26 protein-coding genes are annotated in these 22,176 nt (G+C 53.3%); all 26 read right to left on the minus strand.

All coding sequences use genetic code 11. The annotated features are described in order from the left end of the window. Window positions 1-129: 129 nt before the first annotated feature. Window positions 130-2,253, minus strand: coding sequence for a glycine-rich protein (locus tag NFS35_RS26595; RefSeq protein WP_251210004.1), 2,124 nt, complete (start codon window positions 2,251-2,253; stop codon window positions 130-132). Beyond that, window positions 2,246-3,325: a hypothetical protein gene (locus NFS35_RS26600; RefSeq protein ID WP_251210005.1), complete on the minus strand. Its 1,080-nt coding sequence runs from the start codon at window positions 3,323-3,325 to the stop codon at window positions 2,246-2,248. The genes NFS35_RS26595 and NFS35_RS26600 overlap by 8 nt, the downstream gene beginning before the upstream one ends. Beyond that, entirely contained in the window at window positions 3,312-4,148 is an 837-nt protein-coding gene (locus NFS35_RS26605) for a phage distal tail protein domain-containing protein (RefSeq protein ID WP_251210006.1), read from the minus strand. Before NFS35_RS26605 ends, NFS35_RS26600 begins: the two co-directional genes overlap by 14 nt. After that, the gene (locus tag NFS35_RS26610; RefSeq protein WP_251210007.1) at window positions 4,145-7,231 is read right to left on the minus strand and encodes a phage tail tape measure protein; all 3,087 of its coding nucleotides are present in this window, start codon (window positions 7,229-7,231) and stop codon (window positions 4,145-4,147) included. Before NFS35_RS26610 ends, NFS35_RS26605 begins: the two co-directional genes overlap by 4 nt. A 116-nt stretch (window positions 7,232-7,347) precedes the next feature. Next, window positions 7,348-7,866, minus strand: a complete 519-nt coding sequence (locus tag NFS35_RS26615) for an AAA family ATPase (protein ID WP_251210008.1) — start codon at window positions 7,864-7,866, stop codon at window positions 7,348-7,350. Between the two features lie 607 nt (window positions 7,867-8,473). Then, window positions 8,474-8,851, minus strand: a complete 378-nt coding sequence (locus NFS35_RS26620) for a hypothetical protein (RefSeq protein ID WP_016229187.1) — start codon at window positions 8,849-8,851, stop codon at window positions 8,474-8,476. A gap of 15 nt (window positions 8,852-8,866) precedes the next feature. Then, window positions 8,867-9,463, minus strand: a complete 597-nt coding sequence (locus NFS35_RS26625; protein WP_251210009.1) for a major tail protein — start codon at window positions 9,461-9,463, stop codon at window positions 8,867-8,869. 1 nt (window position 9,464) lies between these two features. Next, window positions 9,465-9,782: a hypothetical protein gene (locus tag NFS35_RS26630; RefSeq protein ID WP_251210010.1), complete on the minus strand. Its 318-nt coding sequence runs from the start codon at window positions 9,780-9,782 to the stop codon at window positions 9,465-9,467. Beyond that, window positions 9,779-10,162, minus strand: a complete 384-nt coding sequence (locus tag NFS35_RS26635) for an HK97 gp10 family phage protein (RefSeq protein WP_251210011.1) — start codon at window positions 10,160-10,162, stop codon at window positions 9,779-9,781. Before NFS35_RS26635 ends, NFS35_RS26630 begins: the two co-directional genes overlap by 4 nt. A gap of 132 nt (window positions 10,163-10,294) precedes the next feature. Then, on the minus strand, window positions 10,295-10,633 hold the full coding sequence (locus NFS35_RS26640; RefSeq protein ID WP_251210012.1) for a phage head closure protein: 339 nt from the start codon (window positions 10,631-10,633) through the stop codon (window positions 10,295-10,297). After that, the gene (locus NFS35_RS26645) at window positions 10,633-10,911 is read right to left on the minus strand and encodes a head-tail connector protein (RefSeq protein ID WP_251210013.1); all 279 of its coding nucleotides are present in this window, start codon (window positions 10,909-10,911) and stop codon (window positions 10,633-10,635) included. The genes NFS35_RS26640 and NFS35_RS26645 overlap by 1 nt, the downstream gene beginning before the upstream one ends. Before the next feature lie 17 nt (window positions 10,912-10,928). Next, the gene (locus NFS35_RS26650; RefSeq protein WP_251210014.1) at window positions 10,929-12,143 is read right to left on the minus strand and encodes a phage major capsid protein; all 1,215 of its coding nucleotides are present in this window, start codon (window positions 12,141-12,143) and stop codon (window positions 10,929-10,931) included. 20 nt (window positions 12,144-12,163) lie between these two features. Further along, window positions 12,164-12,874, minus strand: coding sequence for a head maturation protease, ClpP-related (locus NFS35_RS26655; protein ID WP_251210015.1), 711 nt, complete (start codon window positions 12,872-12,874; stop codon window positions 12,164-12,166). A gap of 683 nt (window positions 12,875-13,557) precedes the next feature. Beyond that, window positions 13,558-14,826 carry a phage portal protein gene (locus NFS35_RS26660; RefSeq protein WP_251210016.1) on the minus strand — a complete coding sequence of 423 codons (1,269 nt, stop codon included), beginning with the start codon at window positions 14,824-14,826 and terminating at the stop codon, window positions 13,558-13,560. A 19-nt stretch (window positions 14,827-14,845) separates the two neighbouring features. Beyond that, on the minus strand, window positions 14,846-16,396 hold the full coding sequence (locus NFS35_RS26665) for a terminase large subunit (protein WP_251210017.1): 1,551 nt from the start codon (window positions 16,394-16,396) through the stop codon (window positions 14,846-14,848). Beyond that, the gene (locus NFS35_RS26670) at window positions 16,396-16,872 is read right to left on the minus strand and encodes a phage terminase small subunit P27 family (RefSeq protein ID WP_251210018.1); all 477 of its coding nucleotides are present in this window, start codon (window positions 16,870-16,872) and stop codon (window positions 16,396-16,398) included. The genes NFS35_RS26665 and NFS35_RS26670 overlap by 1 nt, the downstream gene beginning before the upstream one ends. An 82-nt stretch (window positions 16,873-16,954) precedes the next feature. Further along, on the minus strand, window positions 16,955-17,140 hold the full coding sequence (locus tag NFS35_RS26675) for a hypothetical protein (protein WP_251210019.1): 186 nt from the start codon (window positions 17,138-17,140) through the stop codon (window positions 16,955-16,957). Window positions 17,141-17,155: 15 nt separating this feature from the next. Then, window positions 17,156-17,392, minus strand: coding sequence for a DUF7678 domain-containing protein (locus NFS35_RS26680; protein ID WP_016230255.1), 237 nt, complete (start codon window positions 17,390-17,392; stop codon window positions 17,156-17,158). Between the two features lie 125 nt (window positions 17,393-17,517). Then, window positions 17,518-17,928, minus strand: a complete 411-nt coding sequence (locus NFS35_RS26685; RefSeq protein WP_251210020.1) for a hypothetical protein — start codon at window positions 17,926-17,928, stop codon at window positions 17,518-17,520. Between the two features lie 14 nt (window positions 17,929-17,942). Further along, window positions 17,943-18,131 carry a hypothetical protein gene (locus NFS35_RS26690; RefSeq protein ID WP_251210021.1) on the minus strand — a complete coding sequence of 63 codons (189 nt, stop codon included), beginning with the start codon at window positions 18,129-18,131 and terminating at the stop codon, window positions 17,943-17,945. 157 nt (window positions 18,132-18,288) lie between these two features. After that, window positions 18,289-18,468, minus strand: coding sequence for a DUF5049 domain-containing protein (locus NFS35_RS26695; protein ID WP_251210022.1), 180 nt, complete (start codon window positions 18,466-18,468; stop codon window positions 18,289-18,291). 29 nt (window positions 18,469-18,497) lie between these two features. Continuing rightward, a complete protein-coding gene (locus NFS35_RS26700) occupies window positions 18,498-18,716 on the minus strand; it encodes a hypothetical protein (RefSeq protein WP_251210023.1) in 219 nt (72 codons plus the stop codon). A 29-nt stretch (window positions 18,717-18,745) separates the two neighbouring features. Further along, on the minus strand, window positions 18,746-19,099 hold the full coding sequence (locus tag NFS35_RS26705; RefSeq protein WP_251210024.1) for a hypothetical protein: 354 nt from the start codon (window positions 19,097-19,099) through the stop codon (window positions 18,746-18,748). Then, window positions 19,077-19,325: a DUF4314 domain-containing protein gene (locus NFS35_RS26710; protein ID WP_251210025.1), complete on the minus strand. Its 249-nt coding sequence runs from the start codon at window positions 19,323-19,325 to the stop codon at window positions 19,077-19,079. The genes NFS35_RS26705 and NFS35_RS26710 overlap by 23 nt, the downstream gene beginning before the upstream one ends. Before the next feature lie 66 nt (window positions 19,326-19,391). Next, window positions 19,392-20,282 (minus strand): hypothetical protein, encoded by an 891-nt coding sequence (locus NFS35_RS26715; protein ID WP_251210026.1) that lies wholly within the window; start codon window positions 20,280-20,282, stop codon window positions 19,392-19,394. 103 nt (window positions 20,283-20,385) lie between these two features. Beyond that, on the minus strand, window positions 20,386-22,176 hold a 1,791-nt coding region (locus tag NFS35_RS26720; protein ID WP_251210027.1), incomplete at its 5' end, for a DNA cytosine methyltransferase.

The following is a 22,176-nucleotide window of genomic DNA, read 5'->3' on the forward strand; positions in this document are numbered from 1 at the left end:
CCGTCAAAGCCTCCCATGACCGCGCCCAGCGCACCGCCGAGTGCCGCAAACGCATACTGCGCCGCCTCGATAAAATTTTTCATTCTGATTCCTCCATTAAAAAAAGCACCTTTTTGGTGCCGTTTCCAGTTACGCGCATTCCACATACCGGATGAATGCTTTCCCGTTTCCTTCGTTCACCCCTGCCTCGGTCTCTGCGGGGTAATATTTCCCGTTATGGGTGAATGGCGCGACACCGTCCACATAGCCGGAACCGCCTGCGCCGGACTCACCGCGCAGGCCATAGTTCCCGCCGAACCATCCGCCTCCACCGCCGGATTCCGCAGTATTGCTATAGGAATAGGTCGGGGCATAACCAAAGTTTGTGGAAGGGCTGCTCCCTGTGGAGATCTGCCTCCCTCCCAATGCGCCTCCTGAGCCGTCACCGCCGCGTTCCCCTCCCCCATGCCCGCCTTTGTGGATGGCGCCGTTATCTATCCCGCCACCGCCGCCTCCGCCAGCCACAATCAGGACACACTCCCTGTTGGTATAATTCAGTCCACTGCTGTTGCCATACCCCAATGCCCCGGACCTTGTCGCCACATGGGTCGATCCTCCCCCGCCTGCCCCGTACTGCTTACCGCTTGCATAGTTGCTTCCACCCCCGCCGCCGTTTGTCCCCGGAGATGTCCCGTTTGCAGCCCCGCCATTATATACATAGACCACCTCGTCCTTTTTCATCTTCTTATAACCTTTGGAATGGCCGCCAAGACCGCCTTCCGCCACAAGGGAGTCCACTTTTGCGCTGCCCCCGGAACCGCCCCACACTTCAAACTCATAGATGCCGTCCTGCGGGATGGTAAACTGCACATAACTGCCTGTGTAGGGAAAATCGTACTCCGTGGTCACCCACATGGCATAGAGCGTGGCCCCGGCAGGGAACACGCCTTTCTCTCCCGGCTTATAGGATGGCGTGGAGAGGGAATCAATGCTCCATCCACAGAAGGACATATTCTTCCGCGTGTAGGGGCTTGCCGGGACCGTGGTGGGTTCGCTCTGGGAATTCCCATTGTTGTAGTAACAAAAAGCGGTAAAGGATTCTGCCGCTCCGGTTTCTGCAAGGGTGCCGCCATTGGGCATCAGCCCGATGGTCATCTGCTTTTTAAACACAGCATATAAGGTGAATGGTTCCTCCGAAGTAATAATAAACTCGGAAAGCACCTTCTTTTCTGCGGAATCATCCTGCCGCCATCCCACAAAGGTATAGCCCTCCAGAGCGGCGGGCGGTGCGGCGGCAATGGCGTCCTCCCTGTCCGGCACAGTCCTTTCCAATGCATAGCCTGTGTCGATCTGATATGTCACTTTGACACCCGCCGCATATACCCTGTCCTCTCCCACGAAAATCCGCGTCACCCTTTTTGTGGCTTCATCCTCATAACAAAGGTAAATGGTGGTGGCGCTGTAACTTTCCATTGCCCGGTACTCGTCAAGGCTCACCAGTTTCATCACAAGGCCGGTGCTGCTCATCATCTCCGCCACTTTTTCGTCCAGAGTCTGCACAGACTCTCCGAGGGATGCATTGGAAGAAATAACGCCGTCCAGCTCCCCGATGATGTTCCTTGCAGTAAATACCGCCGTTCCGTCTAAAACCTTATCCCCCACTTTGGTAATCCTCGAATACCCGGAAGGCTCGGAGGCTGCCGTGGTACCCGCCTGTGTGCAGACCAGCGTTGCCCACCCCGGAGCGCCCACTGCGGTCACCGCATCTCCCACTGAGTATGATGTGGCGCGGGTGAGCGTCTCGCCACCTCCCCCGCCGCCTCCGCTCCCGGCTTTCAGCGTGGGGAATACTTTGGTCAGGCCGTCCAAGCCTGCCGAAGATACGGTGAAAATGGCAAGTTCAAGGTCATAGGAGGAGTTATTGTAATTGATGTTCACATCCGCATCCAGCGGCGGAAGCTCCGCTGCCGCCTGCGCCAGTATCTTGATAGGCTCATCCGCATTGGATAAATCCAGATGGATATACACCCGTCCCTGCAGTGTCTCCCCCACATCCGCAAGGCGCACATCTATCTCCGTTTCATACACCTCAAAGAACCGGCCACGAATCATGCCAAAGCCCTGCGAGATATGAAGGACATTCCCTCTTGCGTAGGTCACTTCGCAGCCCTTAAAGATGCCGCTGCCGGGGATCGCCGTCTCGTAGATGATGGCGTCATCCTGCGGGGTCACGTTCCCGCCCTTATAGGTTTTCAATGTGATGTTGTCAGCCATTCTCCTGCCTCCTTAAAATCTTCGTCAAATCCAGCCGCACCGTGCCGAATACCAGCTTTGTGTTTTTGCCCCGCTCCCTTCCGGTGAGGATGCTGCGGTAACTCTGCCCGTCCGAGACGATGTCCGCCACCTGCCCGAATTCCAGTTCCTCCGGCTTCACCAGCGCGTCACCGTTCATCATGGTAAGCTCTATGAGGTTTGAATAGGACAGATTTGCGAACTTGTTATGGGCGGCGCTGATTGCCGCGCTCTCAAAGCTGCTCCCCTCCTCATGGGAAACGGACTGCATCTCACAGACCACCGGGGTAATGCGGTCACGGTCTTTCGTATCGTAGCCAAGATCGGGATGCAGGAAATACACCCTTTTCTTTTCATAATCGGAACTGTCATAGATCACCAGTTTATTCACATCGGCGCTGACCTGTCTGATGGTGACGCTCTTTTTGATGATGTTGGGAAGATCGCTTTCAATCGTAATCACCCCGGATGCCGCTTTCCCTACAATGATCTGCACTTCCCGGTTCTGGATATCCAGCTTTGTCTTTACAAGGATGCTGTACTTTTCCATTGCCGGAATGATCACGGAATCAATGAGGTTTACAATGTTGTAATGCCCGCCCTTGTCGGAGGGCGTGATGTGCAGGCTCCAGTCCTTTGTGGCTGTTGCTGCGCTGACCGAAAGCCCTTTGATATTCTGCATCCCATCCTCATTTGTGATAAACATTTCTTTTATCCTGTCACAGATAAACTGTTCCATGCTGCCCTGCCCCTGCTGATCTACATCGAAAAGCACATCCATATTCAGCAGTTCCATCAGCGGTTTATAGGAAATGGTCTGTAACTTCTTTGACTTGTCCGTGCCATAGCCAATCTCCGTAACGATTCCGGCATACTCCTCATCCCCTCTGCTGATGCGGATATAGTCCTGCTTTTTCACGCCGGGCAGGGCAAGCACCATCACAGTATTGCCGTCCGATGATAAATAGTCCTCTTTGTAGGTGATCTCATTCACATTTGTATTTCCCACCATTTCAAAATCCTGTGTGAATATCTCCACGTTATACGGTCTCATAGCTGATCCTCCCCTCTACCATCACATTCAGAATGTTCAGCCCCTCATGCACCACGGAAATGCGGTTGCTGCCGTACTGCAAATGGAAGAACCGCTCCGTGGTGAAATCGCACATCTGGTATCTGTCCGCCACCACCTCGTCACTGACGCCCCGCTCCGTAATGCTGTAGGGAATCTGCGTGGTGTCGATGACCAGCTTATGCCCATCCGGGATATTCCCCTCGTACCTTCCCGTTTCATACAAAACATTATTCACATAGTGCTTCCATACGGGATTCGTGCAGGGGCCATATACCGTCACTTTGCACGGGCTGTTCCCGTGGCTGTCGCTGTCGATCATCAGCGTGTTCTGCGTCACATCCGCATAGGCGTAGGTGTATTCGTAAGGGTATATCTTCCCGCCGATGGATAGGGTGCCGCTGTAGCCGGAAACATTTTTATAAAACTGTCCTGTCGCCGTGAAAGCCACCTCGCAGTCTAAGCCTGCACCGCCCGTGATCAGTTCGCTCTTTGCAATCTCCGTCATCCGCACCGGGACGCGGAAAGCCTCCTCCATCTCATACACAAGGGTCAGCGGCACCGCCCGGACAAATCTTGAAAATGCCCGGTAATTCTGGTATGCGTTTATCCCGCCAAAGAAAATGCGCCCGGTCATCACACCCTGTGAGAAAAGTTCCTCCAAAGGGATGAAGCCCGTGCCAATCTGTTCATACTGCGTCCCGTCCTTGTAACCGAAACCGCCAATGGAATGGAAAAAGGATGTCCTGGCATTCAAATCCCACGACACCCCTTCCCCGTTTATAAGTCTGAATTTCCTTATCATGAATACGCCTTTCCCAGCTCCCGGTTCAGCCCGTCAGATAATTCCCCGACCAGCGCGCCGGAATCCAATACCACCTGTGCGTCTGCCAGCCTGGGCAGATATTTTGTCACCACTTCATACATGGCATCCAGCCTTGCCGCCAGTGAATCATTCCCGTTCCCGCCATTCCCGGCTGATGAGATACTTTCCATTGCCCCTGTTGTTGGGATGAGCATTCCCGCCAGTTCCTTCATGGGGCCGGTCAGCTTCCCTAAATTCCCACGGATGCCTTTTCCGAGCAGATCGATCATATCCGGCATAAAGGTGTGGAAGTTGGAAAGCGGCCCCTCGTCCGGCTCGGAGAAATGCAGAAAGGACGCAATGGTTCCCGCGATGTCCTTCACGCTGTCCACAAGGCCGCTGATCTTGGATTTGATACCATCTATTAAGCCGCCGATGATGTCTTTGCCCCACTGCAATGCCTGTGAGGGCAGGCCCTTGATGAAGTTGATCGCCGCATCGAATCCACTCTTCACCGCCCCGGCAATGCCGCTCATAGCGTTTTTGATGCCGGAAAGCAGGCTGTTGAACACATTTACCACCGCGTCTTTCAGGCCGCCCACGATACTGGTGACCGTGGATTTAATGGCATTCCAGACGGAAGTAATGACCTCTTTTATCGCACCTACCACGGAGCTTACTGCGGACTTGATGGCTTCCCATGCTGCGGTGATGGCAGATTTAATCGCCTCCATAATGGAAATGACCGCTGACTTTATCGCCTCCCATGCCGCCACAGCCACATTTTTTATCGCTTCAATCGCAGAGGATACCGCACTCTTTATGGCTTCCCATGCGGCAATGATCGCAGAACGTATCGCCTCCATTGCCGTGGTGATGGCGCTCTTGATCGCCTCCCATGCGGAGACCACCACATCCTTAATGGCGGAAAGCACCGCCGTTACTGCGGATTTAATCGCTTCCCATACCGTGGTAATGACATTTCTGATTGCCTCCATTACCGTGGTGACGGTATTCCTTATCGCTTCCCATGCGGAGGAAAGGAAAGAGCCAATGGCATTCGTGACGGTTTCAATCACGGATTTAATCGCATTCCAAACCGTGGAGACCACCGTCTGTATCACATTCAGCACGGTTGTGATAATCAGCTTATAGAACTCGAACCGCGCCACAATCAGCGTCTTTATCACATCCAGCACAGTCTGGAAAATATTCTTGATGCCCTCCCACAGCCCGCTGAAAAAGTCTTTCAATCCGTTCCAGATGGACTGCGCCGCCCCGGTGATGGCATTCCAGATGTTGGAGAAAAAGTCTTTCAGGCCATTCCATACCGCAACAGCCGCTTCTTTGATCACGTTCCATAAGTTGATCCAGAACTCCCGGAAGCCCTCGCAGTTATTCCACAGCGCCACGAAAATGGCAATCAGAGCCGCGATTGCCGCAATGACCAGCGTCACCGGGTTCGCAGCAAGTATTCCCCATAAGGCACTAAGCCCTCCGCCGATACTGGAAATGCCGCCGATCAGTGTCGGGATGAAGGTCATAATGCTGCCCACAGCCGACACAACTTTTCCTATGACGATAAGCACGGGGCCGATTGCAGCGGCAAGAAGCCCTATGGTGACAATGGTGTTTTTGGTGCCCTCATCCATGCCGTTCAGCTTGTCAACAAATCCCTGCACCCATGTGACGATCTGGCGGATGGCGGGCATGAGGATTTCACCAAAAGAAATGGCAAGCTCCTCCAACTGGCTTTTCAGGATGGTAAGCTGCCCGGCAAGGTTATCCTGCATGGTCGCCGCCATCTCCGCCGACTTCCCGTCACAGTTCGCTATGGCGCTGCTCACCTTTTCAATGTCCGCAGGGGCGGCGTTCATCAGCGCAAGGAATCCTGACATGGCATTCTTCCCCACCAGAGCCTCTGCCGCCGCTGCCTTCTCCGATTCGGACAGGCCGCCGAAAGCCGTCCGGCAGTCAGCGAGGATGGCGCTCAAATCCCTCATGCTGCCGTCCGCATTGGTGGTGGCGATTGTGACCTCGCCAATGCTCGAACCGCAGATTTTCACTTCCCCGGAAAGGTTGCTCATGATGGTGCGCAGGGCGGTACCGGCCTGTGTGGACTTGATGCCCGCATTGCCCATCAAGCCGATTGCCTCTGCGGTATCCTCCGCGGAAAATCCCAAAGCCCCGGCGATGGGCGCACAGTATTTGAAGGTCTCGCCCATCATGGAGACGTTGGTGTTCGCATTGGAACTTGCCGCCGCAAGGATATCCGCGAAATGCCCGGAATCCGCTGCGGTAAGTCCAAAGGCAGTCAATGCGTCCGTCACGATATCGGATGTGCTTGCCAAATCTTCCCCGGAGGCCGCTGCAAGGTTCATAATGCCCTCAATGCCAGCGAGCATATCCGAAGTTTTCCATCCCGCCATTGCCATGTAGTTCATGGCCTCGGCTGCCTCGGATGCGGAGAACTTGGTCTTGCTGCCCATCTCCCTTGCCTTATCCCGGAGGGCATCAAGGTCTTTTCCCGTTGCCCCGGAAACCGCCCCCACCTGGCTCATGGCGGTATCGAAGTCAGCGGCGGTCTTTACCGCCACCGTGCCAAGCCCCACAATGGGAGTGGTCACGCTTTTGGTGAGGGTAGTCCCCACCCCGGAAATCTTATCCCCTAAGTTCTTTAAGTCCTCGCCCACGGCGGCGATCTTCTGCACCGCCACCGCCGACTGGTTCGCCTGTTCTTCGAGGCTTTTCAGCCTTTCCTCTGTCTCGATGATCTCCCTCTGCAAACCATCGTACTGCTCCTGGGTGATCTCCCCTTTTGCCAGCGCCTCGTTAGCCTGTTCCGCAGCCGCTTTCAGGGTTTCCAGCTTTTCCTTCGTCTCCCGCACCACATCCGCAAGGAGCCGGTGCTTCTGCGCCAGCAGTTCCGTGTTGCCGGGGTCCAGCTTTAAGAGTCGCTCCACGTCCCGGAGCTGTGACTGCGTAGTGCGTATCTCCCCGTTTACCCCTTTCAGCGCGGCGGTCAGCTTTGTGGTGTCGCCGCCGATTTCCACCGTGATTCCCTGTATCCTTGACGCACCCACCCAAAGCACCTCCCCACGAAAAAAGGAAGCCCGGAGGCTCCCTGAAAAAAGCATAAAAAAAGACACCTGCTGTTATGGCAAGTGCCTATGTAAGAAATCTATTCTGTTTTAATCCTTTAAGTATTTAAATAGTTAATTATTTTTTTCGCAATAGCATCCGCATCTTCATTTTCTGTATCAATCCGAATAGCATCTGGAAAATTCGCATCTAAAAATGCTAAATTATATTTAAGCCATTCAATAGCAAACCCCTTTTCCCTATTATCATCTGAATTTATCCGTGATTTTATAGTTTCCTCACTCGCAGTAAGAATAATATGCAACACATTTCCTTTTGAATTAAAATGTTCAAAAAGCAACTCCACACCTTCCTTTTGAGTTAAAGCCATAACAATAATTATCTGTTTATTTGTGTTTTCCAACTTCTCTTCAATAACTTTTTTGAATCTCATTAGGAAATTTTTATTATTTTGCGGCAAAGTTCCCCCGAAAGCTAAAAGCATATTTTCTTTTACCATCTCTTGATAATAATAATCTGATTCTAAAATTTCAGTTTCAGTATCTAGAAGTTCTTCTATTTTTCGTGCCACAGTTGTTTTTCCTACGCCATAAGTTCCATTCAGCCAAATAATCACTGCATCTTACCTCCGAATCCATCAGCCTTTTCCTGCTACAAATATAACAGAAAAAGGCTGTTTTTTCAATCAAAATGCGTCCATTTATCACGACCAAAAGCATATCCACACCTTCTTAAGAAAACCGCCATATATAGGCGTTTCCGGCAACAATGGTGTGGATTTTATATTGCTAATTGGAGTAATTTTTTATCCTTAAAATTTACCACTTCCGACACTTTCTGATTTTTCATAATGTTAAAAAATACGGAAATGATGTTTCTAAGCCGTTTCTTAATACTAATTTTTCAGAAAGTATTGGAAGTACCCAAAATGGAATAACTTTTATTTACCAATATTCTTAAAACAATATCCACACCTTTCATGCTGAAAAACATTGAGCTTGCTGGATTTCTTAAAAAGGTGTGGATATGAAATCGGTTGTGATAATTCGATTTATTTTAACGTTAAAATAAATCCATTGCTGCTTGATCGCCAAGTATGGCATATGAAAATGAATCGTTCCTGCTCTCGCAGTACATATCATTGATTAATCCTATTGAAAGCAGCTCCAAATCTGCCATCGAAAGCCCTAGCTGCACACACCGCAGAAGGAACAGCGGCGTGGTCATTTCCCGCTCAGTTGGGCGAAGTTTTTTTTAGCCTCCACATCCGTCTGCACGTTCAAGCCCCACAGTTCTATAAGCTGCGGCAATACCTGATAAATAGAAAATGTGTTGAATCCGTCCAGCCACTCATCCACTTCATTGGGTATCTGCGGGTCGGCGTGCTTCGCCATCGTATAGGCGATATTCTCGAACATCTCCAATGAGAATAAATCGAGGTTGGAATTCTCCTCATCCCCCTCTCCTATGCTCTTTTCCAGAATCCGCAGGTCTTTATAAATGTCACGCTGGAACTTCAAGCGGTAAATCCTCGGTATCGCCGCCGATGCCTTGAACAACACATCCTGCCCGTCTATTTCTATTTTTCTAACAATGCTCATATCCTTTCAGCCTCCTTATCCCTGTCCTTCTGTCTCTGCATCCACCGCTTTGGGTTCCGGCAGATACACGCTCTTATACCAGTTGGCATAAGTCTCCGCAGATGTCTTATTCCCGGTCTTGGCTTTCACATAGCCGCTTGCCAGCGGGCGCGCCTTGATGGTCAGCGTTTCCGTCTGCACCTCCCGGCTCTCCTCATTGGTCTTGCCCTCGATCTTGGGGCGGCTTGCGGAACAGTTATACAACACATGGCGGATTTTACGGATGTCGCCGTCAAACTCGAACAGCAGCGCAAAGGCCGCAGTTTCCGAGTGTGCATTTTCCACCAGCACCTCATTATTGTCCGCTTCCTCCTTCAGCACGTCCGTGCGGAAACTCTCCGGGATCAGCGCCAGTTCAAGGTCGCCATCGTAACCCATGTTGTTGGCTATGATGTAATACTCGATGCCGTCCGCATAGAAAGACTCCGGCTCCCCGTTGGGGTCCAGGGCAATGGATACCGCACCGGGCATTGCTACGGGAGTCTCAAACCCGATCTCCCCATTCTCCTGTGTTTTCTGCAAGGTATAGTGGCAGTTGCAGATATTGAATTTCACTTTATTGTTGTTCTTCATTTCAGACCTCCATTTCATACAAGACTTCGTACAGCTTCTCCGATTCAATCCACGTCTCACTCTTGCCATAGAAAATACCGTGCTTCAACAGGACAGCCTCTATGGTTTCCTCTAAGTCGGGATTTTTCAAATCGGTGTACAGTTCGATATCAAGCTGGTTGATTTTGAAATATGCGATCCCGTCCGCTGCGAAATTGGCAGCTTTGGGGTATAAAAATACAAGGAAGGGCGGCTCCGGGGATTCGCCCTCCACGAAATGGTCATAGGCAAAGGGCAGCCCCATTTCCTCCATCATCTTCAATACATCATCGTGCTTCATCCTTCCAGCCCCCTTTTGATTCCTTCCTCCAGTTCCCGGATGCCCGCCTGTTCCGCAGGGGCAATATGGGGGAATGCCCGCACCCTCCCGCCGCCCCGCTTGGCATGGCCTTTCTCCAGAAGGTGGGTGAGCTGGTAACGCTTTTTGTTATGCACCACCAGTTCCAGTGCATTGGCGGTCTCTTTCTGCTTTTTCACAGCCCATCCTTTTTTGTACTGCCCCGTCCGAACCGGGGCGTTTGTCTTAACCTCGCTCTTGACGGTGTTCCCGGCTTTGGTCACACAGTCCTTCATCACGTCCGTGGCAAGCCCGGCGTATTCGATCAGGCCGTCCATGACCGCCTCCGCCATCTGCTCGATGGATACTTTTCTTTCAGACATTCCTACCTCTTTCCCGGAGCGTTTTATGCGGAGGGCGCGGGCAGAATTTCAGATTCTGCCCTGCGGTAAATGGCATTTGTGACGCCCCGGCGCAAATGCCCGGCTGAATCAATTGCTCATCGGAGAATTGATTCAGCCTCCCCTCTTTTCCAAAGCCGCCCGCAGCTTTATGGTTCTATTCTGATATTTCACGTTGTCAATGAACGTGATATTATAAATCTGCTCCCGGAAGATAATGCGGAAATGCTCCGTGTCAATGGCGGCGGCTTCGCTGCAATAGCGTATGAGGAAAAATATCTCTTTTTCTGCATTTAGCTGCGCCGCCTCCCAATACTCCTTCCCGGAAAGGTTGTTTACATAGGCATGGCAGGCAAAATAATCCTGCCACGATAAAATGTGATTCCCGGCTTTGTCATTACCCGCCATGCTTTTCTGAATAATAATCTTGTCCTTCCATTCCCCAAGCGCCATCAGAACACCTCTTTCCGTATGCCGAACAGCAGAGAGCGCAGCGTACCCACCAGTTCCCCGTAGTCTGCCTGCTCCCGGTGTTCATAAAGGTAGGCGGCGGTATAGAGGACGGCAATCCGCACCATAGGCAGATGGCTTTCCAACTCCGCCGCATCCATCCGTGCCACATCCGCACACAGCCTCTCCCCGGTCTCAATCAAGCCGGAAATGAAACCATCCTCATCCGCACTGTCCACCCGGAGATACTGTTTTGTTTCCTCCAATGTCAGGACTGCCATCCATGCCGCCCCCTTTCTTATGATGCCGATGATGCAGACTTCTTCACCGTCATGGTCTTTACCGCTTCGGCAAGGATCAGCTTGCCGTCCACCCTCTGGCTTGCGAGGAATCCCACCTGCCCGGTGGCCGCAAACAGTTCATTCAGACGCTTGAAGGAGCGCCCCTGCCTGTCGGCGATCCAGTAGTAAGAGAAATCACCGAACGCCATCACCTTGCTGCCTGCCGCCACTTCCGGCACATAGGAGGAAGTGTGGTAAGGGCGGTTTAAAATCATGTCCGGCACCCCCGCCTGCACGGAAGGCTGCCAGATATAATTCCCATTATTATCCTTTAACTTCCGCAGGGCTTTCACGGTGGTGTCATTCAGCAGCCACACAGCCTTTTTGCGGTACGGCGCTTTCAGGGAATAGAAAAGGTCCATCACGTCATCAAAGGTGATGTTCGCCGTGGCCGTGGTCACGCCATCGGATGCGCCGCCCGTGGCATTTAAAATACCCGTAGGCTTGCCCTTGCCGTCCCCAATGAAAAAGGCTTCCTCCTCCTTGGTGCCGATCCTGCGCCCGAACTCCTTGGAGATGTAATCCTCTAAGTTGAATACGTTGTCATTTAACAGTTCATCCGATACCTTGATCATGGTCGCCACCTTGAATGCGCCGATGGAAACCTGACCGAAGGAATCGTCAGATTCCGGGTATGCCCCTTCCTCGTCAATCCATGCTGCCTCGCCTTTGGATGCCACCACGGGGATTTTCCTGTCGCCGCTGGATGTCTGGATCACCGTGGCAAGGCCCCGGAAACAGTTCTCTTCCTCCAATGCCTCCACCAGCGTATGCTCGAACTCGTCCGGCACAAGGTAGCCGCCCTCGGAATCCGTGCCCACCTGCAGGGCATTCTCCACATCGAAGAAGTTCTTCCGGCGCATGGCGTTCCAGAACGTCCTCCTGTAGCTGTCCGTTGCCCTGCCCGTCTTTTCCTCCCCGTCCGGGTGGTTATTCGGCTTGTTGGTGATTGGCTCGGAAGTGGGCTTGTTCAGTTCCGCGTCAATGGCGGCCTGCCGCTCCAGGCGCTCGATCTCCTTCCCCAAATCCACCACTTCTTTCTCCATCTTCTCATAGACGGCGGTGTCCTCTGCGGAAAGCAGGCCGTCCTCACCACGCTTGCTGTCGAGGAACTTCTTTGCCGCCTCCCATGCCTTTGCCCGTTTTTCTCTCAGTTCTAAAATCTTGCTCATAAACATTTCCCTCCATAAATTTAATGTGATAAAAGTTGCAAACGCTTCTCTAACTGCTCTATGGGTACTTTCGCCTCCGGCTTTTTCGGAATGAGTTTTGTCAGCAGGGAATTGGTCACCGCCGTGCGGGAGAACATCATGCCCTCCATAGCCGCATCCTCTGATTCATCTGTACTTTCCCCTTCATGCAGGATGCCGTCCGCGAAGCCAAGCTCCACGGCTTTTTTCGCATTGAACCACGATTCCGCATCCATGAGGTGGGATATCTTCTTACGGTCCATCCCGGTCTTGATCTCATAGGCGTTCATGATGCCCTCTTTCACTTCATCCAGCATCTCCCCCGCCTTCTGCATCTCTTTGGAATCCCCTATCGCCACAGTAATGGGATTGTGGATCATCATCATGGCAAGGGGCGACATCAGCACCGTGGTACCCGCCATAGCGATGACGGACGCTGCCGAAGCCGCCAGCGCGTCCACCTTCACGGTCACATCGCCCTTGTATTCCATGAGCATGTTGTAGATTTGCGCCGCGGCGTACACATCGCCGCCCGGTGAATTGATCCACACGGTGATGTTGCCGCTCCCGGCATTCAGCTCCTTTGCGAACAGGGCGGGCGTCACTTCATCCCCGTACCACGTCTCATCCGAAATCTCACCGTTCAGCACGAGGGTGCGCTCTTCCTCCCCTCCCACGTCATTTTTGATCCAGTTCCAGAACTTCCTCTTCACTCTTTCAGCCCTCCTGTCTCCTGAAATACTGTGTTATAACACACGCTGCTTTTACTACAGCTAAAACAAGGTGCACCAAAAACACACCCTGAAATCCCTGCCAATTCCCACAAACTCCCTGTTTACGGCACTTTCCGCATCCTGCCAGTGATAGCAGGATGCCGTCACAATACTGTCAGGCAGGGAATCCGATCCTCTGGTTCAGGAAAAGTAATTCTATAGTGTTACCGACAGCGGAACTGTCACCTTCCGCCACCGCCGCTGTCCTGATACTGGACACGGCATTTGTTATCTGTGGCAGAACAATTGTCCGCTTAAAGTAGTCAACGTGTGCTTTAAAACACACCCTCCAATTCCCGCAATCCCCAAAGAATCCCCAATTTACGGCATTCCTGCGGCTGTCCGGCTTCAGGACGCACCGGGTGGTTTCAGCGCCTCTAAAATCACCGTACCTTACCTGCTGGTATTCTTAAGTGTGTTTTAAAGCACACTTACCAGCCTGCCGGTTTCCCGGAAACGCCCTGTTTACGGCGTTCCTGCGGGCATCCGCCATACAACGAAGTGCAGTATCTGAACCAGTAGTATAACTGGTGATGCAACCGTCCTGTAGTTGCACTGTGCTTAAAAACACATATAGAATATAAAAATCCATTGTATCATTCTGCCTGAAATATCCCTGTGGTTTAAGTCTCCGGGGAATCCCCCTGCTCCCCCGGAATCCTCCCGAAAAGTCCCACATCCTTTAATCGGCATAAGTTCCCGTTGGTGAGAAAAAATTCACCACCCTCCTCCACGGGTATCAAATCCATACTTTCCAGCCGCCGTATATCATTCGGACACATGAATCCATTCTGAATGCCGATGGAATAGCCTTTCATCCTGCTTTCATAATCGCCACGGAGCAGGCCGTCCACGTTCATTTTCACAAAATATTCTTTCTTCTCCTGCGGAAGGAACAATGCTTTCTGTATGGACTGCTCCCACCGGATCACCCAGGGGTCTAAGGTATATTTCACGAATTCCAAAGACTGCTGCTCGATGTTGCTAAAGCTGCTCTTGTCAAGGTCGCCCACCATGTGCGGCGGGATGCGGTACAGCCTTGCGATCTCGTCTATCTGGAACTTCCTCGTTTCCAGGAACTGTGCCTCCTCCGGGGGAATCCCGATCTGCTGGTACTTTAGGCCTTCTTCCAAAACTGCCACCTTCCCGGCATTCCTGGAGCCGCCATAAACAGCGTGCCAGCTCTCCCTTACCCTTGCCGGGTCCTTCAATACCCCCGGATGCTCCAGCACCCCGCCCGGCGTGGCCCCGTTCTCGAAAAAGGACGCGCCGTATTCCTCGCAGGCCAGCGTCATGCCCACGGCGTTCTTTGCCATAGCGATGGGCGAATACCCCACCAGCCCGTCAAAGCCAAGACCGGGGATATGCAGCACATCCTCCGGCTTAAGGCGTACCCTGCCATACTCGGAAAAGTTGGGGTTCTCATCGGTGTTCCGGGTATAGGTGTAGAAAAGCCGCCCATGCCCGTCACGGTCAACCTCCATCTTGTCCGGGAGCAGTGGATATAAAGATAACACCCTGCCGCTCCCGTCCCGGATGACCTGCGCGTAGGCATTGCCCCATATCAATAAATGGCTCATCAGCGTCTCCCGGAACACGAAGGAAGTCATCTCCGGGTTCGGCTCGTCATGGAGTAAATAATAAAGGGGATGGTCATACACACGCTCTTTTCCCGTCTCCGTATAGCGGTACACATGGATTGGCAAGGACGCCACCGCCTCCGCCAGTATCCGCACACAGGAATAGACCGCCGTGGTCTGCATGGCGGTACGCTCATTCACATTCTTTCCGCTGGTGCTTCTCCCAAAGAAAAAGGAATAGGCCGAACCGCCGTAGCTGTCCTTTGGCTTATCCCTCGCACCCCTTGTTCCAAAAATAGATGGCAGTTTCATAGGCACCTCCCTCTGTCTGTCAGATCGTCAGAATCCCTCTTTCATCGTACACGCTGCCCGTGCTGATGCCGCTGTTCCGTATCGCCCGGTCTAATCCCATGATCGTGGCCACAGCGCCGTCAATCTTCTCCGTGGACTTCTCCTTGTCCGGCTTGATGTTCCCCGCCGGGTCCGTGCGGACGAAGATGTTATCCATCATCCACCGCAGGACGGGATGCCCGCCATGTGCGATGTTCTTCTCCAGCACCAGCTCCATCAGCCGCTTGGTGGGCGGCGACATATCCTTAAAACCCTGCCCGAAGGGAACCACGGTAAATCCCAACCCCTCCAGATTCTGCACCATCTGTACCGCGCCCCACCTGTCGAATGCGATCTCTTTGATATGAAATTTCTTTCCGAGACCATCAATGAAATTCTCTATGAATCCGTAATGGATCACGTTCCCTTCCGTGGTCTGCAAAAATCCCTGCCTCTCCCACACGTCATAAGGCACATGGTCACGCCTCACACGCAGGCGCATATTTTCTTCCGGTATCCAGAAGTACGGAAGTAAAATATATTTCTCCGTGTCATTTCTCGGAGGGAATACCAGGACAAAAGCGGTGATGTCAATGGAGCTTGACAGGTCAAGCCCGCCGTAACACTCCCGCCCCAGCACTTCCCGCTCATCCACGGGGAAGGCGCAGGCATCCCACTTCTCCATCTGCATCCATCTGGTAGACTGCTTCACCCACTGGTTCAGGCGCAACTGCCGGAATATATTTTCCTCTGCCGGATTGTCCTTTGCGCTCAGATAGGCATTCCGCACTTTCTCAATGTCAATGGTATGCCCCAGCGAGGGATTAGCTTTCCGCCACACATCCTCCGATGACCAGTCCGCATCATCGGATGCGCCATAGATCACCGGGTAGAATGTAGGGTCTATCTTCCGCCCCTGCAGGATGTCCTCCGCCTTCTGGTGCTGCTCAAAACATACGGAATGTCTGTCCGTTCCGGCTGTGGTGATCAGGAAGAATAAAGGCTGCGTCCTGGCATCGCCGGAGCCTTTGGTCATGACATCGAACAGCTCCCGGTTCGGCTGGCTGTGCAACTCATCAAATATGACTGCGTGGACGTTCAGTCCATGCTTCGTATATGCCTCCGCCGAAAGCACCTGATAGAAACTATTGGTGGGTTTATACACCAGCCGCTTCACGGACATGACAGGCTTGATGCGCTTTTTCAGCGCCGGGCACTGCTCCACCATATCCACCGCCACGTCAAAGACGATGGATGCCTGCTGGCGGTCAGAGGCACAGCCGTAGACCTCCGCGCCCCACTCATTATCGCCGCAGGTCATGTACAGAGCCACGCCCGCCGCCAGTTCCGATTTCCCGTTTTTCTTCGGAATCTCCACATAGGCAGTGTTGTACTGCCTGTAACCATTCTCCTTCACCGTGCCGAACACATCCCGGATGATGGCCTCCTGCCACGGGAGCAGGTCAAAGGGTTGCCCCCGCCACTTCCCCTTGGTATGTTTCAGGCAGTTAATGAAATCCACGGTACGCTTTGCCTTTTCCTCGTCAAACACTATCCCCCGCCTCCCTTAAAGAGCAAAAGCTCCATCGTATCACTCTCTTTGTCCTCGCCGTTATCCGCCACGATGCGGCTCCGGGAGGAAGGGGTAAGGCCGAACTGCTCGCAGAAACGGTTCATGATCTTAAGGTAGGTCTGGGCGATGGATACCTGCGGCACCTGCTGCCAGTAGCCGGAAGGGGTCTTCACGATGGTGCCGTGCTGGGTGATGAATTCCTCGGCTTCCTTCCACCGTGCGTATGCCTGGCAGTATCCTGCGAATGCCGCCATGTCTATTTCCGTAAGGATGCCCAGCTTTTCCATCTGCCCCGCCATCCGCTTCCATTCTTTCTTTGCCTCGCCCTCCAGCCATGCCGGACAGCGGGGCGCTTTTTTCTCCGGCTTCGGCTCGCCCGTGTTAAGGCTGCGCTTGCCGGGGTTGCCCTCCAGCGCCTTTACCGCCGTGGGCTTGGGTTTCCTTCCGCTCTGCACTTTTGCCGCCTCCTTCCCTTAAATTTCCGCAGCAGAAAAGGGCTCCCGGAGGAACCCTTTCCCGCTGCTATGTATTTATCATTTATTCCTGTGCCGGAAGCGCGTCCGCCGCTGCCCTTGCCGCTGTCAGTGCGTTCTCTTCATAAAAATATGGGTCTGTGCTTTTGGAAACCTCCATGCCCTTTTTGTCATGGACGCTGAATCCAAACCCAAGCGCCTCATCATCCCATGCCGTACTCAGTTCATATCCGTTGTAAATTTCCTTCATCGTGTTTTTCCCTCCTTAGTTGTATTCCATGATCAGGATCGCCAGAGCCGCTTTTGTCGCGTCATCCTCCGGCTCGCGGTCCCATCCCCTGTCGTAGCAGCAGGTGGTCTTCCCGTCTATCTTTATGGCCAGTTTGGAAATCCTCCCGCCGTCAATCCCGAAAACGCTCCCTTCCTCAAAATGCTTTACCGTATAGCTGCAGGCTGTCATCCTTCCGTCCTGCGGTATCCCGATTACCCCTTTTCTTACCATCCTTTTTCCCTCCGTTTTCCTTTTGTTAGACACATGTTACCTCTGAACGAAGGTATTATCCACTCAATTCAGAGGCATAAATGTACCAGAGATAACAGCCGGGAATTGTGTACATTATGGCGCGGCTAGATCTCCACGCCATCCTCCTTGAGCATCTGCCTGCATTCCTCCAGCAGCGCTTTCCAGTCCGGCCTGATGTTTTTGGGGAAATGGTAGATGTAGGAATATTCCCTGCTCAGCCTCGCCCATTCAAAGATATAATCCGGATTGATCCGCTTCCCTGTCTCCTCATGCATCTCCTGTTCCAGACGGTATCTGTCCCACCACATCTGTTCCCGTTCAAACTCCGCTTTTTCCACCGGCTCCACAAGGCGGTACCTCTTTTCAAACTTTCCATCCTCATCCACAAGTTCGCCTTTCACCCATTCGTAGCCGTTCCCTACACCGCAGAATAAAAAGTTTAAGCAGTGCTTTCTTGTCGGGAATATTGACGGGTAAAAATCCGCCATGAACTGTAATGTATCCTCTGCCCTCATCCTGTTTTCCTCCCTTATTTCAAAAAGTTGGCTGTTGCAACCCTGATCTCATGCTGCTTTCCCCAAATGTGGTTCAGTATCATGTAGTTTGATGCGTCCAGCCGGTTCTTTGCCCAGACCTTGACGGTCTTCATTTCCTTTGTTCCCTTCGGTGTGTAGTCGATCTCGAAAAGTGTCGCCCCTTCAAATTTCCTGTTCAGCATCCTGTTTCCCTCCGTTTTCCTTTTGTCAGACACATGTTACCTCTGGATGCAGGTATTATCCACTCAATTCAGAGGCATAAATGTGACAAAGATAATGGCAGGAAATTGTGTACATTACAGTGGGCGGCATCCCTTCCCTGAAAGCCGCCCCGCCGTGTCATTCCTTGCCCGTAAGGATGAAATCCCAGTATTCCTCCCGGTTTTCCTCGATAAAAAGGACCAGTTCATAAAAGCCCCTGTCAAATGCCGCCCGCTGCACCGCGGCCATGTCGCACATATTTGCTACGCTGCTATTCCGGACTGCAAATATCTGATCTTTGATTTTCTCTGTCAGCATCACTTTCCCTCCCGAAAATTTATGGCGGATTACGAGAACTCCACCATATGTAAGGTCTTGCACACGCACCTGTATTCGCCGTGCCTTAACGCCTGCTTACTGCTGTGCCGCACTTTCCTGTTCAGGTACTTCTTGTTCAGGGAAATGCCCCGGCGCAGCTCTCCCCTCATGCTGTAGGAGCCATTTCCCCGCTGCCAGCAGTTGCGCTTCTGGTGTGCATTTCCCGGTGATTTTTGCTGCATCGCCATATCAATCCGCCTCCTTCCATAATTCCCGTTTATTCCAGATAGTCGGTAAAGGTGATCTCCCGTTCCGCCACCTCGCGCATCAGCCCCTCTGCCCTGCGGCATTCCTCTGCAAGCGCGCCGACCAGCCGCGCCGTCATCCACCTGTCCTTCCTTTCACGGACGGCGGCCTCAACCCGGAGCGCCACCTTTTTCCCGCCTTTGAGGGCATCCCTGAGACCGGCACACTGGACGCACCTTATATCCAGCAGGTGTTCCCTGCCCTCCCAATCGATCTTCGCAGGCACGCCCTCCATCGTCCGGTACCCGTGTTTCTCCATGAGGGCCTTTACCTGCCGCTCTGCTTCCGCCCATTCCATCCCGTTATCCTGCCTCCCTTTCCGCATCCTCAACCCTCCGGCATTCATCCTCCCGGAATATTACCGCAAGGCTGCTTCCGTTCTGCCAGTCAACGTGGATACTGCCGGAATCGTCAATGCCCGTCACCACACCACGCAGTCCGGGCGGCATCTCCCTGTAGGGGTCATCCATCTTTACCAGCTCCACCCTGCACCCCGGCGGGTATTCCGCCCGCAGGGCTTCCAGTTCCTCTTTTTTTATATAAATACCCATTCCGCATATCTCCTTCCGTAGATTCCGGCAGGGAGGGAAGCGCTGCCTCCCCGCCCCTGCTGTTTCTTACTGTTCTGTGTCAAAACTCTGGTTGACCTGCCCGATCAGCGCCGCATCCGCCAGAGCCTCTGCCATGTCCGTCCCCGGCTCCCCCGCCGTTTCCTCCGCAGGTGACTGTTCCTGCTGCTTTGCCGCCTCCCGCTCGTTCCGGCGGGCTTCCTGCCATCTCTGCTTATTTTCCTCGGTGCGGAAAGCGGAATGCCCTTTCAGCTTCTTCATCAGAAGGTCCCGTATCTCTTTCCCCTCCGCGCCGCCGAAGCCCAGCCGCAGGAGCCATATCCTCATGTAGTATTTTTCATTTTCCTCGATGGTCTCTTTGGGGCTGATGCGTTTCTGCTCCTTTGCCTGCCGCACCATCGCCGCCGTAAGGTGCGTGAATGCTTTTATCATGTCCGGGTCATCCGCCGTGGGAAGGGTGAAGATGATCTTCCCGTCCTGAAAGCCGATGCCCCTGCACCCTTCCGCATGGCTCTGGAATGTCTGCAGGAAAGTTTCCGCATCGGGAATCTCCGTGCTGCCAAGCGCCTCCGCCAGTTCTGCGGGAATTCGGAAAACCTCTTCCGCAAAAGCGCGGTTTATGAGGTACTGCTTGCTGTGTGTCAGGAAAATCAGGTTCTTAAGCCCCTCCGCCGTCATGCCTTCCATCGGCAGGCTGACCGTTGTTTCATCCGCTTCCGGCTCCGGGCTCCCGATGAATCCCTGCTCCAAAAGCCCTGCCGTCACCAGCTCCGCCGTTTTTTCATCTTCCGTCACCACCGCACCTTTTTTGTCGATGGTGCAGTCCCCGATCTGGTAGGCGCAGGTCGGAACCCCAAGGTACTTTGCAGGCTGCCCTAAAATCCCGCTGACCGCCTTTACTACATCTTTCCTGTTTGCTGCGTTTGTTTCAATCCTCATCCTTTTTCCTCCGTTTTTAAGCCCTCCGGCTTTGTTTTCCCTTTCGGTACTACATTAATCACTCTGAACGGGGATAAAAGCAACATAAATGTCGGAATAAATGTCACAATAAAAATTCCGGGAACTGTGCATAGTACACAATGCCGCAAAGCACGAAATATACGTTCGGCAGGGCGCAGCCGTTCCCCCACATACGGTACTCTGCGGAATCGGAATGGGGGTCTTTCAGCCATTTCCGAATCTGGCTGTCGGACTTGGGCTTGCTGGATGTTCCCATTATCTTACGGTGGGTCTCGAACACCTCCCGCCAGAATGCCATTTCTTCTTCCGTAGGATTCTCTGTGCCGAGGCCGTCACACCACCAGTCCGGGAACCCCTGCAGCCTAGCGCATTCCGTGGGTGTGAGCCTGCGGACGATATAGTCCGGCTCTATGATATGGTAGTCGCCGCTGAACGCCTCCTGGTTCCCAAGCCACTGCTTGGAGTCCATGCTCGCGGAGATCGTGCCAAATACGTCTTTGCCGGATGCCGTCCGCACGTCATTAATGACGGGAGGGTCCTTATAATCCGTAGCCACCAGCGTGTTTGCCAGTTCCTTTTCCGCCCGCATGAAATAGGAATTCTTGCTCGTGCAGTAGGTGGGGTATGCCACCGCATGGCGGTCTGCCCCGGTCAGGCTGAAACACACATCCTCATTCACGCCGCTGCCCTGCGGCCCATTCCTGTCATCCCGCCCGATCATGGAGCCCTGCACCGCCACCACTGCAATCCCTCCCTGATTCGCGGATGGATTATTACAGTTACAGTCCAGAGTCCGTGCGGTCTGCGCCTCATAGAATCCGCTGTGCGGGTTATCGGATTTCATGGCGTTGCTCTCTTTGGAGCAGATGCCGAATGCCTGTACCACAAGCTCATTGCAGCGGCTCTCCCCTATATCGAAAGTATTCAGCGTGTTTGCCACTTCCCTATTTTCCCATGTGGGCGCTTCCTCCGCAGAGTGCGGGCGCGTCCCCTTGCAGAAAGGCACGAACACAGTCTGGTCATTGTTACAGGAAAGGGTGGCTGATTTATTATCCTGAACCAGCGCCCCCTTCCCTCCATTTCCACCTCCGGCACGGATTTTCAGCGTCTTGGGTGTCGCCGCATCCATGACGAGCGGCACGTTCCCGCCGCCGGTCCCCATCCGGGAAGTCAGCGTCTGCACCATGTTGTCCTCCGACACTTTCACCCTGCTGTCCGTGGGATGGTTCTCCAGCGCCACTGCCGCCGGAACCGTACCGGCACGGAGCGTGGGCGAGGTTTCTTCTTCATACCCGATTCCCCGGCTGTCCGCCGAATGCTCCGTGCAGAATCCCGCCGCCTCCATCACGCACGGCGGGTGACCGTGGCTCTGCGCCCGTAAAGTACACGCCATTTCACTGTCTACGGAAATATACTGGCCGCCCTGGTCGTTTAAACAGATGCCGCCTGCCGCTCCAATGCACGGCGCAGCACCTCCGGCAGCTCTTTGCCACGCACGGAAGCCCTCCGCAGAATACCCTGACACGCCCTCGGACTCAAATAATATCTTTCCGGCACACCCGCCTGCAAAATCTGAGACAAGGTAGATGCGTTTTCTACGCTGGGGGACGCCCCACAGGCAGGCATCGACCACCCGCCATGCGAGGGAAAACCCGTCTGCCATGATGCATCCGGCATTCGCCCATTTTCCCTTTGGAGGTCCAGGTACAAAAATGTTCCCGTCTTTAACGGAGCAGACCGCGTTAAGGACTGCCCTGAAATCCTCCCCTTTGTTTGAGGAGAATGCCCCCGGCACGTTCTCCCATACGATAAATCTTGGGTATCTCCCATCTGTCGCACACCTCATTTCCTTTATGATCCTGATTGCCTGAAA

It is taken from the genome of Acetatifactor aquisgranensis (assembly GCF_943193215.1).
GTDB lineage: Bacteria > Bacillota > Clostridia > Lachnospirales > Lachnospiraceae > Acetatifactor > Acetatifactor aquisgranensis.

Excerpts from the sequence above, each read along its gene's own strand:
- NFS35_RS26715 (WP_251210026.1), bottom strand. The coding sequence starts at position 20,282 with ATGAGGATTGAAACAAACGCAGCAAACAGGAAAGATGTAGTAAAGGCG.
- NFS35_RS26635 (WP_251210011.1), bottom strand. The coding sequence starts at position 10,162 with ATGTCTGAAAGAAAAGTATCCATCGAGCAGATGGCGGAGGCGGTCATG.
- NFS35_RS26685 (WP_251210020.1), bottom strand. The coding sequence starts at position 17,928 with ATGAGGGCAGAGGATACATTACAGTTCATGGCGGATTTTTACCCGTCA.
- NFS35_RS26620 (WP_016229187.1), bottom strand. The coding sequence starts at position 8,851 with ATGAGCATTGTTAGAAAAATAGAAATAGACGGGCAGGATGTGTTGTTC.
- NFS35_RS26645 (WP_251210013.1), bottom strand. The coding sequence starts at position 10,911 with ATGGCAGTCCTGACATTGGAGGAAACAAAACAGTATCTCCGGGTGGAC.
- NFS35_RS26605 (WP_251210006.1), bottom strand. The coding sequence starts at position 4,148 with ATGATAAGGAAATTCAGACTTATAAACGGGGAAGGGGTGTCGTGGGAT.
- NFS35_RS26640 (WP_251210012.1), bottom strand. The coding sequence starts at position 10,633 with ATGGCGCTTGGGGAATGGAAGGACAAGATTATTATTCAGAAAAGCATG.
- NFS35_RS26680 (WP_016230255.1), bottom strand. The coding sequence starts at position 17,392 with ATGGTAAGAAAAGGGGTAATCGGGATACCGCAGGACGGAAGGATGACA.
- NFS35_RS26595 (WP_251210004.1), bottom strand. The coding sequence starts at position 2,253 with ATGGCTGACAACATCACATTGAAAACCTATAAGGGCGGGAACGTGACC.
- NFS35_RS26705 (WP_251210024.1), bottom strand. The coding sequence starts at position 19,099 with ATGCGGAAAGGGAGGCAGGATAACGGGATGGAATGGGCGGAAGCAGAG.
- NFS35_RS26650 (WP_251210014.1), bottom strand. The coding sequence starts at position 12,143 with ATGAGCAAGATTTTAGAACTGAGAGAAAAACGGGCAAAGGCATGGGAG.
- NFS35_RS26700 (WP_251210023.1), bottom strand. The coding sequence starts at position 18,716 with ATGGCGATGCAGCAAAAATCACCGGGAAATGCACACCAGAAGCGCAAC.
- NFS35_RS26675 (WP_251210019.1), bottom strand. The coding sequence starts at position 17,140 with ATGAAGGAAATTTACAACGGATATGAACTGAGTACGGCATGGGATGAT.
- NFS35_RS26695 (WP_251210022.1), bottom strand. The coding sequence starts at position 18,468 with ATGCTGACAGAGAAAATCAAAGATCAGATATTTGCAGTCCGGAATAGC.
- NFS35_RS26660 (WP_251210016.1), bottom strand. The coding sequence starts at position 14,826 with ATGAAACTGCCATCTATTTTTGGAACAAGGGGTGCGAGGGATAAGCCA.
- NFS35_RS26600 (WP_251210005.1), bottom strand. The coding sequence starts at position 3,325 with ATGAGACCGTATAACGTGGAGATATTCACACAGGATTTTGAAATGGTG.
- NFS35_RS26690 (WP_251210021.1), bottom strand. The coding sequence starts at position 18,131 with ATGCTGAACAGGAAATTTGAAGGGGCGACACTTTTCGAGATCGACTAC.
- NFS35_RS26625 (WP_251210009.1), bottom strand. The coding sequence starts at position 9,463 with ATGAAGAACAACAATAAAGTGAAATTCAATATCTGCAACTGCCACTAT.
- NFS35_RS26710 (WP_251210025.1), bottom strand. The coding sequence starts at position 19,325 with ATGGGTATTTATATAAAAAAAGAGGAACTGGAAGCCCTGCGGGCGGAA.
- NFS35_RS26630 (WP_251210010.1), bottom strand. The coding sequence starts at position 9,782 with ATGAAGCACGATGATGTATTGAAGATGATGGAGGAAATGGGGCTGCCC.